This window comes from Vandammella animalimorsus, assembly GCF_002285285.1.
Taxonomy (GTDB): domain Bacteria; phylum Pseudomonadota; class Gammaproteobacteria; order Burkholderiales; family Burkholderiaceae_C; genus Lampropedia; species Lampropedia animalimorsus.
Map to the genome: position 1 here is coordinate 411696 of NZ_NSJF01000002.1, position 16353 is coordinate 428048.

The 16353-nt window shown below is 61.1% G+C and carries 23 protein-coding genes, 2 tRNA genes and 2 pseudogenes; 18 read left to right on the forward strand and 9 right to left on the reverse strand.

What is annotated here, in order from left to right; translation table 11 throughout:
* Positions 1 to 67: 67 nt before the first annotated feature.
* The 4 genes from CK620_RS05250 to CK620_RS05265 all read right to left on the reverse strand — a co-directional run bounded on the left by CK620_RS05250 (position 68) and on the right by CK620_RS05265 (position 2355).
* On the reverse strand, positions 68 to 484 hold the full coding sequence (locus CK620_RS05250; protein ID WP_095549402.1) for an Imm70 family immunity protein: 417 nt from the start codon (positions 482 to 484) through the stop codon (positions 68 to 70).
* Between the two features lie 47 nt (positions 485 to 531).
* A complete protein-coding gene (locus CK620_RS05255) occupies positions 532 to 1107 on the reverse strand; it encodes a PIN domain-containing protein (protein WP_095549403.1) in 576 nt (191 codons plus the stop codon).
* Positions 1104 to 1571, reverse strand: a complete 468-nt coding sequence (locus CK620_RS05260) for a helix-turn-helix domain-containing protein (RefSeq protein WP_095549404.1) — start codon at positions 1569 to 1571, stop codon at positions 1104 to 1106. The genes CK620_RS05255 and CK620_RS05260 overlap by 4 nt, the downstream gene beginning before the upstream one ends.
* Before the next feature lie 253 nt (positions 1572 to 1824).
* Positions 1825 to 2355, reverse strand: coding sequence for a MarR family winged helix-turn-helix transcriptional regulator (locus tag CK620_RS05265; RefSeq protein WP_095549405.1), 531 nt, complete (start codon positions 2353 to 2355; stop codon positions 1825 to 1827).
* Positions 2356 to 2462: 107 nt separating this feature from the next.
* Between CK620_RS05265 and CK620_RS05270 the strand changes: the two genes are divergently transcribed.
* The 3 genes and pseudogenes from CK620_RS05270 to CK620_RS05280 form a co-directional block, all read left to right on the forward strand.
* The gene (locus CK620_RS05270) at positions 2463 to 3359 is read left to right on the forward strand and encodes an EamA family transporter (protein ID WP_095549406.1); all 897 of its coding nucleotides are present in this window, start codon (positions 2463 to 2465) and stop codon (positions 3357 to 3359) included.
* A pseudogene (locus CK620_RS14280) lies at positions 3356 to 3880 on the forward strand (nitroreductase family protein); the annotation flags it as partial. The gene CK620_RS05270 and the pseudogene CK620_RS14280, both read left to right, overlap by 4 nt.
* Positions 3881 to 4109: 229 nt before the next feature.
* Positions 4110 to 4556: pseudogene (locus CK620_RS05280) on the forward strand (integrase core domain-containing protein); the annotation flags it as partial.
* Here CK620_RS05280 and CK620_RS05285 read toward each other — a convergent pair.
* Positions 4553 to 5458, reverse strand: a complete 906-nt coding sequence (locus CK620_RS05285) for a LysR family transcriptional regulator (protein ID WP_095541800.1) — start codon at positions 5456 to 5458, stop codon at positions 4553 to 4555. The pseudogene CK620_RS05280 and the gene CK620_RS05285 overlap by 4 nt on opposite strands.
* 95 nt (positions 5459 to 5553) lie before the next feature.
* On the opposite strand from CK620_RS05285, the gene CK620_RS05290 reads away from it, so the two are divergent.
* The 5 genes from CK620_RS05290 to CK620_RS05310 all read left to right on the forward strand — a co-directional run bounded on the left by CK620_RS05290 (position 5554) and on the right by CK620_RS05310 (position 7730).
* The gene (locus tag CK620_RS05290; RefSeq protein WP_095549408.1) at positions 5554 to 6012 is read left to right on the forward strand and encodes a DMT family transporter; all 459 of its coding nucleotides are present in this window, start codon (positions 5554 to 5556) and stop codon (positions 6010 to 6012) included.
* A gap of 70 nt (positions 6013 to 6082) precedes the next feature.
* A complete protein-coding gene (locus tag CK620_RS05295) occupies positions 6083 to 6688 on the forward strand; it encodes a nitroreductase family protein (RefSeq protein ID WP_095549409.1) in 606 nt (201 codons plus the stop codon).
* An 87-nt stretch (positions 6689 to 6775) separates the two neighbouring features.
* On the forward strand, positions 6776 to 7048 hold the full coding sequence (locus CK620_RS05300) for an AbrB/MazE/SpoVT family DNA-binding domain-containing protein (RefSeq protein ID WP_238946024.1): 273 nt from the start codon (positions 6776 to 6778) through the stop codon (positions 7046 to 7048).
* Between the two features lie 32 nt (positions 7049 to 7080).
* Positions 7081 to 7332 (forward strand): AbrB/MazE/SpoVT family DNA-binding domain-containing protein, encoded by a 252-nt coding sequence (locus CK620_RS05305; protein WP_095549410.1) that lies wholly within the window; start codon positions 7081 to 7083, stop codon positions 7330 to 7332.
* A complete protein-coding gene (locus CK620_RS05310; protein WP_095549411.1) occupies positions 7329 to 7730 on the forward strand; it encodes a type II toxin-antitoxin system VapC family toxin in 402 nt (133 codons plus the stop codon). Before CK620_RS05305 ends, CK620_RS05310 begins: the two co-directional genes overlap by 4 nt.
* A 59-nt stretch (positions 7731 to 7789) precedes the next feature.
* On the opposite strand, the gene CK620_RS13790 is transcribed toward CK620_RS05310, so the two are convergent.
* Complete coding sequence (locus CK620_RS13790) at positions 7790 to 7987, reverse strand: hypothetical protein (protein WP_143325949.1); 198 nt, start codon at positions 7985 to 7987, stop codon at positions 7790 to 7792.
* A gap of 16 nt (positions 7988 to 8003) precedes the next feature.
* Complete coding sequence (locus CK620_RS05315) at positions 8004 to 8405, reverse strand: winged helix-turn-helix transcriptional regulator (RefSeq protein ID WP_338062599.1); 402 nt, start codon at positions 8403 to 8405, stop codon at positions 8004 to 8006.
* Positions 8406 to 8476: 71 nt separating this feature from the next.
* On the opposite strand from CK620_RS05315, the gene CK620_RS05320 reads away from it, so the two are divergent.
* The 10 genes from CK620_RS05320 (at position 8477) to CK620_RS05365 (ending at position 15519) form a co-directional block, all read left to right on the forward strand.
* On the forward strand, positions 8477 to 8860 hold the full coding sequence (locus CK620_RS05320; RefSeq protein ID WP_238946025.1) for a nuclear transport factor 2 family protein: 384 nt from the start codon (positions 8477 to 8479) through the stop codon (positions 8858 to 8860).
* 116 nt (positions 8861 to 8976) lie between these two features.
* Positions 8977 to 9612 carry an RBBP9/YdeN family alpha/beta hydrolase gene (locus tag CK620_RS05325; RefSeq protein WP_238946026.1) on the forward strand — a complete coding sequence of 212 codons (636 nt, stop codon included), beginning with the start codon at positions 8977 to 8979 and terminating at the stop codon, positions 9610 to 9612.
* Positions 9609 to 10772, forward strand: coding sequence for an NADH-dependent flavin oxidoreductase (locus tag CK620_RS05330; protein WP_095549415.1), 1164 nt, complete (start codon positions 9609 to 9611; stop codon positions 10770 to 10772). Before CK620_RS05325 ends, CK620_RS05330 begins: the two co-directional genes overlap by 4 nt.
* Positions 10730 to 11356, forward strand: a complete 627-nt coding sequence (locus CK620_RS05335; protein ID WP_238946027.1) for a GNAT family N-acetyltransferase — start codon at positions 10730 to 10732, stop codon at positions 11354 to 11356. Before CK620_RS05330 ends, CK620_RS05335 begins: the two co-directional genes overlap by 43 nt.
* On the forward strand, positions 11349 to 11837 hold the full coding sequence (locus CK620_RS05340; RefSeq protein WP_179290577.1) for a nuclear transport factor 2 family protein: 489 nt from the start codon (positions 11349 to 11351) through the stop codon (positions 11835 to 11837). The genes CK620_RS05335 and CK620_RS05340 overlap by 8 nt, the downstream gene beginning before the upstream one ends.
* Before the next feature lie 42 nt (positions 11838 to 11879).
* A complete protein-coding gene (locus CK620_RS05345) occupies positions 11880 to 12182 on the forward strand; it encodes a DUF1697 domain-containing protein (RefSeq protein ID WP_095549417.1) in 303 nt (100 codons plus the stop codon).
* Between the two features lie 8 nt (positions 12183 to 12190).
* Entirely contained in the window at positions 12191 to 13687 is a 1497-nt protein-coding gene (locus CK620_RS05350; RefSeq protein ID WP_095549418.1) for a protein adenylyltransferase SelO, read from the forward strand.
* 90 nt (positions 13688 to 13777) lie between these two features.
* Positions 13778 to 14068, forward strand: coding sequence for a GNAT family N-acetyltransferase (locus CK620_RS05355; protein ID WP_095549419.1), 291 nt, complete (start codon positions 13778 to 13780; stop codon positions 14066 to 14068).
* A 38-nt stretch (positions 14069 to 14106) separates the two neighbouring features.
* Positions 14107 to 14646, forward strand: a complete 540-nt coding sequence (locus tag CK620_RS05360) for an NADPH-dependent FMN reductase (protein ID WP_095549420.1) — start codon at positions 14107 to 14109, stop codon at positions 14644 to 14646.
* 258 nt (positions 14647 to 14904) lie between these two features.
* A complete protein-coding gene (locus CK620_RS05365; protein WP_095541817.1) occupies positions 14905 to 15519 on the forward strand; it encodes a glutathione S-transferase family protein in 615 nt (204 codons plus the stop codon).
* Positions 15520 to 16001: 482 nt separating this feature from the next.
* Here CK620_RS05365 and CK620_RS05370 read toward each other — a convergent pair.
* Positions 16002 to 16088 (reverse strand) — tRNA-Leu (locus CK620_RS05370).
* Positions 16089 to 16262: 174 nt separating this feature from the next.
* Positions 16263 to 16349: transfer RNA gene (locus CK620_RS05375), tRNA-Leu, on the reverse strand.
* Between the last annotated feature and the right edge of the window lie 4 nt (positions 16350 to 16353).

Consider the following 16353-nt stretch of genomic DNA (forward strand, 5'->3'; position numbering starts at 1 on the left):
CCTGCCGCTGCCGTTCTGGCCGCGCCTTTAAGGTAGATGTTGCCCAGCCGGATGTGCTCGGCGAGGATTAATAGCTAACAATCGAAGCATCCAGATTTTTTCTGGCCGCTTCATCAAGAGCCTCAAACAATAAATCGAAAAGATCTCTTCCTGTGCTTGAAACAAAATAATTACTCAGGGATGTGATGTCACTGCTAATGTTGGTGCCCCATGGAGGCGCAAGCGACTTATCATCCAAGTCCCAAACTACAGAAGAAGGGGGGAAGCTCTTCAGTTCCTCACGAATGGAGCCAAGCTCAGCAATTAATCCGGGAACATCTTTTGCCATCACGAAGCCTTGGTACATTTGCTTGGAAAAAATAGGAAATCGACCGCCCCTGACCCCTTCCTCCAAAAGAGCGGTCACTGTTGAGAAAAAGCCGTTCAAGAAGGAGGATGCTCCAATCTCATCTATGATGGAGCCAACTTTCAGACCAACAGTCATACTCACCTCAAAATTGTAATATCGGAACTATCTAAACTATCTAAACATCAGAGCATGGCCCGGTAAGCGCGCAGCGCCTGGGCAGTTTGGACCAAACCTTGGCGACACAGGATATCGAGATAGCGGTCCACATCTATCGGCGGATGTTTGAGTTGGGCGCGTTGGCGTTGTGCGGCCTCTATCACGGCAGCCGTGTCAATATCCAACAGCCTGTCTACGAACGCATCGGGATGCTGCGCTTCGATGCCGTATGCGGCCAGCGTCTCTGCGGGGAAATCGCGTGTGTTGAAAGTCACGATCACGCTGGCGCCGCAGCGAATCGCCGCCGCCAGCACGTGGCGGTCGTCCGGATCTGGCAGTTGCAGCCCGGCGATCAGTGTTTGGTAGCCATCCACCAGGCCGTCCGGGATTGCGCGATCCATCAGTTCGGATGTCCGGTCAAGCTGCGCCCTGCTCAGGTCGGGCCTGTTGCGCATCAGGTTGCGCTTCCACTCCTCATGAATGTCATGGCTCCAACGCGCCCGCAACCGCCCGGACAAGCCCAGCCACATGAGGAAGTCGCGCAGCGGTGCGGGATACAAAACACAGGCGTCATAGACGGCCGTGAAGGGGGAGCGCCTCACTCGTAGCCCATGCCCAAGGTTTGCGACTGCTGGGCGAGTTCGGCCATGGCCTGCGCGCTCGCACGCTCGCGCGCCTGCTTGTACTCCATCAGGTCGGCCAATTTCACCCGGCGGTGTTTGCCGGTGCGATGAAACGCCAGGACGCCTTCTTCGAGCAGTTTGACCAGATGGGGGCGCGATACGTTGAGCAAATCCGCAGCCTCCTGGGTGGTCAGCTCCGTATGGACGGGCACCACCCGCACGGCGTTGCCATCGGCCAGTTCGGCCAGGATATCCACCAGCAATCGCAGCGCCGAGGTGGGCAGCTCCACCTGATGCGCGTGTTGATGGTCATCAAAAATCTGGATGCGCTGCGTCTTCAATTGCGTGGCCAGACAGGCCGCCAGGGCGCGCTGGCTCTGCTCGGCCGCCTTCATCTCTGCCTCGGCGGGCAGCGTCATCTTGGATGGAGCGATGGCAGTCATGGGGGCTCCTGAAACAAAAGCGGTTACGGCGGCGATTCTAGTCGAAATAATCGAAAATCGCAATAAACGAAACGCTTCCTTCTTGGCGGCTGGCGCGGATGTTCGATAACTGCCCGTGATGGGCTGCTTTTCGTGGCTGCGGCCTGAAGTTGGGGGGAATCGCCAAAAGGGATGGCCGCGCCGCAAGAGTCAGGCGTGATGCAGGGCCGCCTTATTTCTGCGCCTTGTACTTGAAGCGGCATCGAAATGCCGTTTACGGGTTCATCCCGTCCCCCTCCAACACCCGCAGCAGGGCGGCAAGGCCGGCATCCAGTTGCTGGCGGGCGTCGGGCGGCAGGGCGGCGAGCAGGCGGGCTTCGTTGTCCACGTGGGGGATGAGGGCGGTTTCGATCAGCGCTTTGCCGCTGTCGGTCAGCTGCACCAGCAGGCTGCGGGCGTCGTCGGGATTGGGCAGGCGGCGGATCCAGCCTTGCGCTTCCAGTTGTTTGAGGCGCTGGGTCATGGTGCCGGAGGTGATCATCAGCGCCGCGAACAGGGCGGTGGGGCTGAGCGTATAGGGCGCACCGCTGCGGCGCAGGGTGGCGAGCACGTCGAAGCCGCCGCTGCTGAGGCCGTGTTCGGCAAAAACGGCTTCAAGCCGGGGCTGGATCAGCGCGGCGCAGCGCTTGAGGCGGCCGATCAGCGCCATGTCGGCGGTGGGCAGTTCAGGCAGCTCGCGCTGCCATTGGGCGACGATGGCGTCCACGGCATCGGGCGTTGCTTGGTGATCGGGCTGGGTCTTCATGGGCGGTTCCTTGGCGGGCGACAGGCCGTCATTTTATCTTGACTTAAAGATAATTGGCGAGCAGAATGGATTTGTCTTTAGTTGAAGATAAATCGACAGGAGCCTCCATGAACCCGCCTCCCGCCCGTTATCCCCTGCTGCTCATGACCACGGCGCTGGCGCCGCTGATTTGGGGCAGCACGTATTTGGTCACCACTGAATTTCTGCCGCCGGACCGGCCTTTTCACGCGGCTTTGCTGCGCTGTCTGCCCGCCGGGCTGTTGCTGCTGTTGTGGACGCGGCGCTGGCCGCAGCGCGGCGAGTGGCTGCGCTTGCTGCTGTTGGGCGTGCTCAATATCGGCCTGTTTCAGGCCATGCTGTTCGTGGCTGCCTATCGCCTGCCGGGCGGGCTGGCGGCCATTCTCACTTCGACGCAAATCCTGATGGTGCTGGCGCTGTCCTGGCTGTTGGGGCGGCAGCCGCAGCCCAGGGCGGCGTGGTATTGGGCGCTGGCGGGCGTGGTCGGTATTGCGCTGCTGGTGTATTCGCCGCAGGCGCGGTTCGATGCGCTGGGCATGGTCGCGGCGCTGGCCGGGGCGGCCTCGATGGCGATGGGGCTGTGGTTTTCCAAGCGCTGGCAGTCGTCCATGCCGCTGCTGGCTTTTACCGGCTGGCAGCTGGTGGCTGGCGGCTTGTTCCTGCTGCCGCTGGCGCTGTGGCTGGAAGCGCCGCTGCCGGCGCTGACCCTGCGCCACTGGGGCGGCTACCTGTATCTGTGCCTGGTGGGCGCAGTGTTGGCCTATGCGCTGTTTTTCCGCGGCATCCGCCTGCTGCCGCCTGCGGTGGTGTCCTCGCTGGGCCTGCTCAGCCCGGTGTGCGCCTTCGCGCTGGGCTGGGCGTTTCTCGACCAGCGCCTGAGCCTGCCCGCGCTGCTGGGCTTCGGGCTGGTGCTGTGCGCCATCTACGGCGTGCAACGCGCCTTGCAGGGCAACGCTTCCCAAAATGCGTCCAAGGAGTCTTCATGAATCTGATTGAACTGCTGCGCCGGCGCAGCTCCGCCCATGCCTTTGCCGAAAGCGCCATCAGCGATGCCGAGCTGCGGCATCTGGCGCAGGCCGCCAGCCTCGCGCCCTCGGCCTTCCACCTGCAAAACTGGCGCTTCACCGCCGTGTGCTCGCCCGAAGCCAAGCAGGCTTTGTACGAAGCGGCCTTCAGGCAGCCCAAGATCTTGCAGGCCGCCGCCGTTTTCATCATCAGCGGCGATCTGCTGGGCTACCAAGCCCTGGCAGCCAGGTTGCAGTCGGTGGTCGCGGCCGGACAAATGGACCAGGCCACCGCCGACGGCTGGGTGGCTTTCGCCCAATCCGCCTTCCACGAAAATCCCCAGACCCAGCGCGACGAGGCCATGCGCAGCGCCTCACTGGCGGCCATGGCGCTGATGCTGGCCGCCACCGAGGCAGCCTGGGCCAGTTGCCCCATGAGCGGCTTCGACCCCGCCGCCGTGCGCCAGCTGGCAGGCCTGCCGGAAAGCCACTTGCCCGTGCTGCTGGTGGCCGTTGCTGCTGGTGGCCGTGGGCAAAGCGGCGGCCGCCCAGGCGCAGAAAGTGCGGGCGCCGGTCGAGCAGCTATGGCGGCGGATTTGAGGGGTTGGTGCGGCTGTGTGGGTCAAAACGCCGGGCGCAGCCATTTTTCGGGCATCAGGACGGCGGCCCGGCTATGCCGCCAGCGGCGCTCATGTGCGCAGGCCGGCGCACATTCACGCCATCGCAGCCGTCAGTCGCGCCGCCAGCGCCAAAGCCTTCTTGCACGCCTTGCACAAGGCCTGCCCCATTCGGATCAGCAAGATATTGACCGACAACGGCAAGGAGTTCAGCAACGGCCTGTTGGCCTGCAATGGTGCAGCGGGCAAGCCGCATGAGTTCGATGCGCTGTGCGCGCAGCTGGGCATTGAGCACCGCCTGACGCGACCGCGCACACCCAGAACCAACGGCATGGCCGAGCGCTTCAATGGGCGCATTGCCGACATCCTCAAGACCCACCGCTTCAACAGCGCCCAAGACCTGCAGCAAACGCTGCTGCGCTACGTGGCCTTGTACAACCACCAGCTGCCGCAGTCTGCCCTCAAGGGCCAAACGCCCATGCAGGTCATGAAACTATGGCATCGAGAACGGCCTGATCTGTTCAACAAGCGGCCATATGATCGTGCGGGATGTGACATCTAAAGATTGCCCAAGATGTCGGCTATCTGCGCCCGCAGCCAGCACAAGGCCGGGTCGTGCGCGTTGCGCGGGTGCCAGATCTGGCCGAACACGAAAGGCGGGATCGGCAGTGGCGGCTCGAAGCGGCGCAGGCCGGGCGTTTGCGCCTCGGGCGGCAGGCTGCGGCGGGCGATGGTCAGGATGAATTCCGTGCCGGGCAACAGCTCGGCGGCCACGCGCCAATGCGGCAGGCTGACGGCGATGCGGCGGCGCAAATGCCGCTGTTGCAGGGCGCGTTCGATTTCACCCTCCATGTCCGGGCGCATGGCCACCGCCACGTGCGGGCGCGCCAGCCAGGCTTGCAGCGACAAGGCGCCGCCCGGCGGCAGGCTGGCGGCATCGGCCACGCTGACGAAGCGTTCTTCAAACAGCGCCTCGTGCTGCACCTGCGCGGGCGGCTGCGGGAAAACGCCCAGCGCCAGATCGGTTTGGCCATCGGCAACGGCGGCCAGCATGGCCTCGCGGCTGCCTTGGCTGATGCCCAGCGTGATGTGCGGGGCGTGTTCGCGCAGTCGCCGCAGCAGGGCGGGCAGCAGCAGCGTGGCCGCGTAATCGGACATGGCCAGGCGGAAATGCCGCCGGCTGTGCGCGGGCGTGAATGGCTCCGGCATCACCACCTGCTGCAAGCCGGCCAGCGCCTGTTGCAGCGGTTGCTGCAAGGCCTGCGCCTTGGCGCTGGGGCGCAGCGTATTGCCTTCGCGCACCAAAAGCGGATCGTCGAACAGCTCGCGCAGCCGCGCCAGGGCATGGCTGACGGCGGGCTGGCTTTTATGCAAACGTGCGGCAGCGCGGCTGATGTGCCGCTCCTGCAATAGCACGTGCAGGGTCAGCAGCAGGTTGAGGTCGATGCGGCTCAGATTATTCATGGAGAGAATATCCAATATTCAAAAATAGAATTTTCATAAATTAAAAGAATAATGAATCATGCCGCCTGAGCGAAATATTTTCAATAGGAGGCGATATGCAAACCCTGTTTTTATTGGCCGCTTTTTCAATCGGCATGGCGGTACCGTTTCAGGCCGGTGCCAATGCCTTGCTTGGTCGAACCCTGGGGCATCCCTTGTGGGCGACTTTGGTGTCGCTGCTGGTCAGCTTGTTGTGCGTGCTGCCCTTGTTGCTGTGGTTTCGCGTGCCCGCCGCCAAATTCCCGGCAGTGTCCGCGCTGCCGTGGTGGGCATGGTCGGGCGGGCTTTGGGGGGCGGCCTTCGTAACCGGCGCATTGTTGCTGGTGCCGCGCATCGGCGCGGCGCCGTTCATGCTGTGCGTGGTGGCCGGGCAGGTGTTGATTTCGGTCGCCATCGACCATTTCGGCCTGATGGGCTTGCCGGTGAAAGCGGCCAATCCGGGGCGCATCGGCGGGGTGGCGCTGGTGCTGCTCGGCGCGGCCTGGCTGCAATGGGCCGGGCGAGGCGAAGGCTGAACGCCCTTGCGCCATGCCGCGTGTCCTGTCAGCCGTGCACCCATGGTTTTATTCAAAGGAGTCCTGATTCATGAATTTGATGGGACTGCTGCGCCGGCGCAGCTCCGCCCATGCCTTTGCCGAAAGCGCCATCAGCGATGCCGAGCTGTGGCATCTGGTGCAGGCCGCCAGCCTCGCGCCCTCGGCCTTCCACCTGCAAAACTGGCGCTTCACCGCCGTGTGCTCGCCCGAGGCCAAACAGGCTTTGTACGAAGCGGCTTTCAGGCAGCCCAAGATCTTGCAGGCCGCTGCCGTTTTCATCATCAGCGGCGATCTGTTGGGTTACCAAGCCCTGGCAGCCAGGTTGCAGCCGGTGGTCGCGGCCGGACAAATGGATCAGGCCACCGCCGACGGCTGGGTGGCGTTCGCCCAGTCCGCCTTCCACGAACAACCCCAGGCCCAGCGCGACGAGGCCATGCGCAGTGCCTCACTGGCGGCCATGGCGCTGATGCTGGCCGCCGCCGAGGCAGGCTGGGCCAGTTGCCCCATGAGCGGCTTCGACCCCGCCGCGGTGCGCAAGCTGGCGAGTTTGCCGGAAAGCCATCTGCCCGTGCTGCTGGTGGCCGTGGGCAAAGCGGCGGTCGCCCAGGCGCAGAAAGTGCGGGCGCCGGTCGAGCAGCTATGGCGGCGGATTTGAGCCGCTGGCGGTGGCATCGCCGGTCGCTTGCAGTCGCCATCAACGGAAGCAGGATTTTCTTGATTTCATCCTTTGGGAGAACAGGCCATGCCTGCCAAACTGGCGGCCAGGAACCAGATCGCCTTGCCCAAGGCCGCCGTCTCGGCGGTGGATGCGGCCGAGTATTTCAACGTGCAGGTTGAAAACGGCCGCATCATGCTGACGCCGGCGCGCGATCAATTGCAGCGTTTGGGCACCAGCGAGCAAGACGTGGCAGACGCCATAGCCTGGGCGCGGCGCGTGAAAATCAAGCAAATGGCGCTCGTCACCACGAATCTTGGCGGTAATGAAAGAATACATTACAATAAGCTCCGTTATTGATTGGCAGTTATGCCCATTGACAGGAGCAGGACATGGGTACTTTATCCATTACCGCCAAGGGGCAGGTGACATTGAAGCGCGACCTGTTGCAGCATATGGGGCTTGCCCCCGGACAGAAAGTGGCGTTCGACAAATTGCCTAACGGCGAAATCAGAATGCGCGCCGCCCAAGCGGAAGGGTCGATAGAAAACTTTATCGGCCGCCATGCCGGCAAAATCAAAAAGCCGCTGACTTTGGAAGAAATCAATGAAATAGCTGCCTCCAGTTGGGCGGGGCAGGAATGAAAATAACCGCAGATACCAATATCCTGCTGCGGGCTGTTTTGCAGGACGAACCCCGGCAGGCGGCAGCGGCTTCTGAACTTTTGCGTTCGGCGAGTTTGGTGGCCGTACCATTGCCGAGTTTGTGCGAACTGGTTTGGATCTTGCGGCGCGGCGCAAAGCTCAGCAAAGAAGAAATTGCCCAAACGCTGCGCGACCTGATGGATACGAAAAAAGTGGCAATGAACCGCCCCGCAGTGGAAGCCGGGTTGGCCGTATTGGAGGCAGGCGGCGATTTTGCAGATGGGGCGATTGCGCATGAAGGCAGCTGGCTGGGCGCAGAGATATACTGCTCTTTTGACAAACAGGCCGTTCGTTTGCTGGAGAAACAGGGCAAAAAGGTCAGGCTGATTACTGGATAGTCAATATTGAGCAAAAGGCATCGCTAAAAACCAGCATGACGCCTTGCTCGATCAGTTTGTCAAAGAGAAAACCTTTGGCCAGCAAGCGTGGCTTGGTTGAAGCGCAGCGGAAACCCAACATTGCCAAGCCTGGTTATTTTAATGATTGTTGGGTTGCGGCCTGCGGTCTCACCCAAGTCACGGCATTTAATTGTCAACCCCAAGGGCAGATTGCCACAGGCATTTTCTTGTGCAATGCCGAGCGGCAAGCGCTTCATGGCCGCAAGCGCGGTGTCAAGCTTGCGCTTTCATCGTGCGCTGCGCATTGCCCCATTCGCACATCGCATCCAATATCGGGATCAGCGATTGCCCGCTGTCGGACAGGCGATATTCCACCTTGGGCGGAATTTGCGGATATTCGGTGCGGATAATCAGGCCGTCGCGTTCCAGTTCTTTCAGGGTGCTGGACAGCGTTTTATAGGAAATGCCGCCAATCAGGCGCTGCAAGCCGTTGAAGCGCACCACGCCTTCACGGTACAGCCAATACAGAATCACCATTTTGTATTTGCCGCCGATCAGCGACAGGGTATAGCCCACGCCACTGTCTTCAATGGCATCAAGGGTGCAATGGCCGCTTTGCGGGCCGCAGGGGATTTGGATCATAGCGCTTTCTTCCGGGTAAGTATGTAACGTCAAGGTGCGTACTTGGCGAATGGCAAGCGCGATTATAAGATGCGGCCTTGTTTCAACCAAGCCCTGCAATGCCCATGAATCTTGATCCCGATCTCACCGCCGCCGTGCGCCATCTCATCGACAGCGGCTGCCATTACCGCATGGAAGCGCTTGCCGCCTGTTATGCGCCGGATTTGCGCATCGTGATGGTGAGCGAAAACGGCGAAACCCTGACGTTCGACTACGCGCAAAACCTCGCTTTTTTCCAATCCTTGAAAGACGCGGGCGCTGCGCCGCTCAATACCGCCGTGATTTTCAATCATGCCGAGGCGCATGACGGCATCGGTTATGTCAGCGCCACCCGGCGCATGGATTTGGGGCAGGGCGAAAAGCGCATCGTTTTTACCCTGATGCTGCGCCATGACGGCAAGCGCTGGCAGGTTTTCCGCGAACATGCGGTGGTGACCGGCGCAGCCTGATTATTTATATCTCAAGAATCCCCATGAAACCCGATATTCCCCGCCGCCATTTTTGTATTGGCGCCGCTGCGCTGCTGCTGGCGGCCTGTATTTCGCCGCCGAAAAAGGAGATGGCCATGACAGCGCAAAAACGCATTTTTATTATTCACGGTTATGGCGCAAGCCCGGATGACCACTGGTTTCCGTGGCTGGCCGAGCAATTGCAGGCGCAGGGTTTGTGCGTGCAGCGCATTGCCTTACCCGATAGCCATGCGCCGGATTTTTCCCGTTGGCAACAGGCATTGGCCGCCGCCATCGGCACGCCGGGCGCGGAGGATATTTTCATTGCCCACAGCCTGGGCACCATCAGCCTGCTGCATTATTTGTCGCACACCCGCCCCGCGCGCATTGGCGCTTTGGTATTGGCTTCGGGGTTTGGGGGCAAGCTGCCCGGACTTTCTGAAATCAACGGCTACAGCGTCGATGATTATGTGGCGCAGGTGCGCTTGGATTTGCCCGCCATTCGCGCCATGACGCCGCACATTGCCTGCATTATCAGCGACAACGACCCCATCGTCGCACCGGCGGAAAGCCAAAAACTGGCCGACAACCTGAGCAGCGCCGTGATCCGTATTCCCCAGGGCGGGCATTTGCTGGCCACGGACGGTTTTACCCGACTGCCGCAGGCCTTGCAGGTCGTGGAAGCGGCCTTGCAAGGCGGATTGTTTCTGCCGGGAGCGCCCGGCGCGGAGATTTCCGCCCCATCCCTATGAAAACGACCATGAATCCTGCTGGTATCGCGCTGTTTTCGCCTTGTCGCCTCAATAACGGCATTGCCCTCAAAAATCGCCTTGTGGTTGCGCCGATGACGCATTACGCCTCGCATGAAGACGGCGCGCTGAGCGACGAAGAGCGCCGTTTTATTGGCAACCGCGCCCAGGGCTTTGGCATGTTCATCACCGCCGCCACCTGTGTATCGCCGGAAGGCAAATCCTTCTACGGCGAGCCGGAAGCGGCGGGCGAGCAGCACCTGCCCGGCTTGAGGGAAACGGCCCGCATCATTCAGGCGCAGGGCGCAAAAGCGATACTGCAACTTCACCACGGCGGCAAATCCGTGGTTACCCATAATGGGCTGCTGCCTTGTCCGGCGATTCCTGTCGGCGCGCATCGGCTGGCGCCCAGTGCAGAAGTAGGCGCGCGCGCCGCGAGCGCGGACGATATCCACGCCCTGATTGGCGCTTTCGCCCGCGCCGCCGAATTGGCGATTCGCGCCGGCTTTGACGGCGTGGAAATCCACGGCGCCAACGGCTTTTTATTGCAGCAGTTTTATTCGGCCAAAAGCAACCGGCGCACGGACGAATGGGGCGGCAGCCGGGAAAAACGCATGCACTTTCCGCTGGCCGTGGTGGATGCCGTCGTCGCCGTTCGAGAAGCCATGCAGCGCCCCGACTTCATCATCGGCTACCGTTTTTCGCCCGAAGAAGACGGCGCAGACGGCCTGACGATGGCAGACAGCTTTGCACTTATCGACGCATTGACAGAAAAACCGCTGCAATACCTGCACGTTTCACTCGCCAGCTTTCATGGCAAAGCGCGACGCGGCGCCGACGCCAATCAAACGCGGATGCACCTGCTGCACAGCCATATCAACGGGCGAATTCCCCTGATAGGCGTCGGCAACCTGCTTGACCGTCCAGCCATATTGTCCGCCTGGGAAAGCGGCTGGGCCGATTTTATTGGCCTTGGCAAGGCGGTGATGCTCAACCCCGATTTGGCGGAACTTCTGGCACAAGGCAAAGACGGCGACATCATCACCGAACTCGACCCGGCGCGCGCCGACCGTTATGGCATTCCAGAGCGCTTGTGGCAGCTTTGCCTGAAAGCGCCCGATTGGCTGCCGCCGCTGGAGCGCGAAGAACGCCAGAAAAATTGAAGACAGGCGTTTTTGTCGCCATCAATCGCTTGTCGCCGAAAAAAACCGGCATGAAACCCGAAAATGGAGCCGTGATGCACTTGATATTTGAAAAATTCCGTGAAGACGATTTCGCCGATTATTTGCGTCTGGTCGGCAACGCCGACGTCATGGCGATGATTACCGAGCGCGCCCTGCCGGAGACGGAAGCGCGCGAGGAGTTTGCACAGCTGCTCGCCAATAATACGCTGCACCCCGACTTTGGCCAGTTCAAAGTGCTGGATGCGCGCGGCGCATTCATGGGTCTGGGCAAATTGGTGCTCACCCAGGCCGATAACTGCGAGGCGGAGCTGGGCTATATGCTGCTGCCCGAATACTGGGGCAAAGGCATGGGCAGCCGCATCGCCACGCAACTGCTGGGCGTGGCACAGGCGCACGGCGGGCAAATTGAGCGCCTGTTCGCCATCATCGACCCAGCCAACATCCCCTCGCGCAAAATCCTGCTCAGACTGGGCTTTGTGCACCATGAATTCAAAGACTTCGACGGCCTGCCCGGGGAAATATTGCACTACGACTTATCCAAAGGAAATCATGAAAATGAGTGAAAATTCTCCGCTCGCGCAACCCTTGTCAACAAACTCAAGCACCGCGACGCACGGCAGCGATGCCTTCCGGCAAAAAGCCCGCCGCTATTACGAAAAAATCAATGTCGGCGAATTTGATGAGGAATATTTCGCGCTCTTTGCCGAGGATGTGGAAGTTTTTTACCCCAAATTCGGCATCGCCCACGGGCGCGAAGCCATTGCCGAACTGGGGCGGCGCGTGCAAAGCATCGTCTCTGACTTCGCCTTTGATTTGGATCGATTTGTTTATACCTGCCAAGCGAATCGCGTGGTAGTGGAAATCGTCGAACACGGCACGTTAAAAAGCGGCAAAACCTTCCCCGACGGCAAAGCGAGCTTTGGCAAATTCTGCTGTGTCTTCGAATTCAATGCGCAAGGAGCAATTTCCCGCTACCACTGCTATGGCGACCCGGACTATGCAGCAGAAGATGCTGCGCGTGTGGCGATCTTTGCCCGCGGCTGATAGCGGTTATGATGAAAGCCCTGATTTTTGCATTGGCCCGATATGACAAGTTCCGTGCATGATGTTGTCGCCTTTTTGCGCGGGGTGATGCCCGGCGGCAAGAGTGCCGTGAAGATGAGGGACGGGTGTGCGGCGCTGGCCAGCATCGGCTTTGATGATGTGCGCAGCTGGATACAAAGCGGCAATATCGCGCTGAGAACCGACCAGGATGCCAAGGCCACCGCCGCGCGAATTCAGTCGCTTTTGCTTGCGCATTATCGTCACAATGCGCTTTTGGAAAATAAGCTCGGCCAGGTGTTGACCACGCGCAATGGCAATACGCTGCGCAAAATGGTGGATTTTTGAGCGACCTTATGAAAACCCCTGCATTGAACTGGAACCTTTCCTACACTTACCAAGCCCTGCCGCCGGTGTTTTATTCGGCCGTGGAGCCCGCTGATTTTCCCGCGCCCCAGACCGTGCTGTTCAATAGTGCGCTGGCGGCTGAGCTGGGGCTGTTGCCCGCTGCGGATGCGGCCATTGACCGTCAAGTGGTGGCGGAAGTGTTTGCCGGCAACCGCTTTCCCGAAGGCGCCCGGCCGATTGCGCAGGCCTATGTCGGGCATCAATTCGGGCATTTCACCCGGCTGGGCGATGGCCGCGCCCTGCTGTTGGGCGAGCAGATCACGCCCGATGGGCAGCGCATCGACATCCAGCTCAAGGGCAGTGGGCCGACGCCGTATTCACGCCGGGGCGATGGCAAAGCGGCGCTGGGGCCGATGCTGCGCGAATACCTCATCAGCGAGGCCATGCACGCGCTGGGCATCCCGACCACGCGCAGCCTGGCCGTGGTGACCACGGGCGAGCACATCCGCCGCGAGCGCCTGCTGCCCGGCGCGGTGCTGACCCGTACCGCGCAAAGCCATATCCGCGTGGGTACCTTTGAATTTGCGGCGGCCAGTGGTGAAGTGGCGAATCTGCGTGCGCTGGCCGATTACGCCTTGCAGCGGCATTTCCCCGAAGTGTTGGCGGAAAACCCGGCGCATCCCTATCCGGGCTTGTTGCGCGCGGTCATCGCCCGGCAGGCGGCGCTGCTTGCCCGCTGGCAAGCCGTCGGCTTCATCCACGGCGTGATGAATACCGACAATATGTCCATCCCAGGCCTGACCATCGACTACGGCCCCTGCGCCTTCATGGATGCCTACGACCCGGCCACGGTGTTCAGCTCCATCGACCGCGATGGCCGCTACCGCTATGAAAACCAGCCGCCCATCGCGCAATGGAATCTGGCGCGGCTGGCCGAGGCGCTGCTGCCCTTGCTGGATGCGGATGAAAAGACCGCCATCGACATCGCCAATGCAGAATTGCGGCAGTTTGCGCCGCTTTTCAACCAGCATTACCAGCAGGGCATGACGCGCAAACTCGGTATTTTTCAGCCGCAAGAAACCGATACCGCCTTGCTGGATGACTTGCTGCAACGCATGCAGGCCAAGGCCGCCGATTACACCCATACCCTCGTGCGGCTGACGCTGGACATGCTTGATGCCGATGGCGCGTATCTCGCTGGTACGCACGCGCTGTTTGCCGACCCGGCCTTCGCCCAATGGCATGCCCGTTGGCAGGCGCGACTGGCCGAGCAAGCGCAGGGCAGGGCGGAGATTGCGGCGTTGATGCAGTCGGCCAACCCGTTTGTCATCCCGCGCAACCACCGCGTGGAAGCTGCGCTGGCCGCCGCCGAGGCAGGCGATATGCAGCCCTTCAACGCCCTGCTGGCCGCCTTGCAAAAACCGTTTGACTACAGCGCCGAGCGCCACTGGCAACACCTGCCCGACGCGCCGCAACCGGGCTACCAGACTTTTTGCGGGACGTGATGCGCTTGATGCGCAGCACCGTAGAAACCAAATCCCGAACCCTTCTTCAAGGGCGTATGTTGATGTGCCATTTGCCGACTGGAATCCGCCATGACCGATAAACCCACCGTCCTCTTCAAACCGCTGGAAAACCGCTTCGAGCTCGAAATCGACGGCCATACAGCCTGGCTAGAGCTTGCGCCCGTGCCTGGCGCAATGGCCTTTACCCATACCATCGTGCCCGATGCCTTGGGCGGGCGCGGCATCGGCAGCCAACTGGTACGCCATGCGCTGAACTGGGCAGCTGCCGAAGGGCATAAAGTCAGGCCCGATTGCAGTTTTGTGGCGGCATACATTGAAAAACACCCGGAATACCAGCATTTGCTGGCGCAGGCCGCCTGAAAATCCATCTGGCCTGTTGCTATAACCCGGAGCATTTCATGACCCGTATCGCCCTTGTTGTTGGCAGCCTTGCCCAAAAATCCCTCAACCGCGCCATCGCCCGCCATATCACCTCCCAGGCGCCAGCAGGCGTGGACATAGACGAAGTGCAAATCGGCGACTTGCCGCTGTACACGCAAGACTTGGACAGCCAAACCATCCCCGCCTACGATCGCGTGCGCGCCCAGCTCAAGGCGGCCGATGCCGTGCTGATCGTCAGCCCCGAGCACAACCGCAGCATCCCAGCGGCGATGAAGAACCTGATCGACATCGGCTCGCGCCCCTTTGGCCACAGCGCATGGAGTGACAAGAAAGTCGCCATCGTCACCGCCTCGCCTGGCGCCTATGGCGGCATCAACAGCGGCCTGCACCTGCGCCAAAGCCTGCAATCCCTCGGCGCGGAGATACTGATTGCCCCGGAAGTCTTCCTGAGCCGCGCCAACACCGCACTGGGAGAAGACGGGCAAGTGGCCAACGAAAGCACTGCCGGCTTTCTCAACAAATTTGCCGCCGCTTTTTACGACTGGGCCGGGCGCTGATATGGGCAAGGCGGCCGTGTGCTGCCTGCTGCCCCTGGTGCAGCTTCGGCCTTGCCGCCCTGGCGTCGCTCCAGCGTCGCCTCATCGCTACCCTCAGGCCGGCCTGGCAACAGCGCCTGCCAGTCCCCGTGCCTATGGGGCTGCTGGTGTACCCGGAGGCAATTCTTTCCGATGTGATGGCGCTCAACACGCTTTCCAAAGTGGGCGGGCATTGACTGCGACTGCCCTGCCAACAAACTTCAACCCCAAGGAGAAACCATGAAGCTTTACTACGCCCCCGGCACCTGTGCACTGGCCTGCTGGATTGCCCTGGAATGGGCCGGCGCCGATTACCAAGCCGTGCGCGCCGATTATTCGTCCGAGGAATACAAGCGCATCAACCCGCTGGCGGCTGTGCCTGCCCTGGATATTGGCGAAAAGCGCGCGCTCACCCAAGCGCCGGCCATCCTGCAATACATCGTGGCGCTGCACCCGGAGGCTGGTATCGGCGCCAACGAGGGGCTGCTCAACGAGTTCGAGATGAACGAAACCCTCTCGTTCCTGGCCAGTGACCTGCACCCGGCGTTCTGGCCGCTGTTCTTCCCGCAGCGCTATACCACCGACGAGAGCGAAGCTGCGCTGGAGAAGGCCAAGCAGGCGGCATTTGCCCGCATCGACCGCGCCATGCAGCATCTGGACAAGCTGATTGCCGAAGGCAACGGCCATGTCTATCAGGGCAAGCGCAGCATCGCCGATGCCTATGCCTTCGTGATGGCACGCTGGACCGAATACACGCCCAAGTCGTGGAAGGAATATCCCAACGTTGCCGCGCTGATGCAGCGCATGGAGCAGGATGCGGCCGTGCAGAAAGTGATGGCCGCGCAAAAAGGCTGAAGCCGCGGATAAAACGCCACCCCTCTCCCGGTAACGGGAGAGGGGGTATTGCCGGGTACCGGAAATTCAGCGTGCGCTGCAGTGGGTTGCCAGCAGGCGGCCATCGCTGGCCGGATCATTGAGGATGCCGCTGCCGCCTTTTTCATGCCAGCGCAGGCTATTGGCATCGCTCACACAATAGGCACCGGAGGCCGCCGGCGCATTGCGAGCATTGCCAACGGACAACTTCCTTGCCGTCCTGACCCATCCCCAACTGCTGCTTGCCCACACTCGCCAAGATTTTGAACAGGCTTTGAAGCAGCTTGCATCCATCACCGCGCCGTGGACGTCTGCGGGCCGTGGGTGGTTGTCTCGGCCAAGGCCCGTGGCTGATGCACAGGGTTGCCACAATACTGAATCCCAGCAAGTGCGCCAGGCATTCCAGGCAACAAAAAAGCCGCTGACGGATGGACAGCGGCTGCGCGAAACAGTGAATTTGATGATGGTGCCCAGGAGAGGACTCGAACCTCCACGGAGTCGCCCCCGCTAGCACCTGAAGCTAGTGCGTCTACCAATTTCGCCACCTGGGCACTTCAGGAAAGCGCGCATTCTAATGCAAAACGTAGTCCATTGCGCGCTCGTTGCGTAAAAATTTGGTTGGGCATGAGCAGGCTCTATCGAGGCCTGGAGCCATGCGGAGAAGTTAGGCAAAACAAAAGCCACTCATCGGAGTGGCTTTGGGGCTGCTGTTTTGTCGTTACACTTGGTGCCCAGGAGAGGACTCGAACCTCCACGGAGTCGCCCCCGCTAGCACCTGAAGCTAGTGCGTCTACCAATTTCGCCACCTGGGCACTT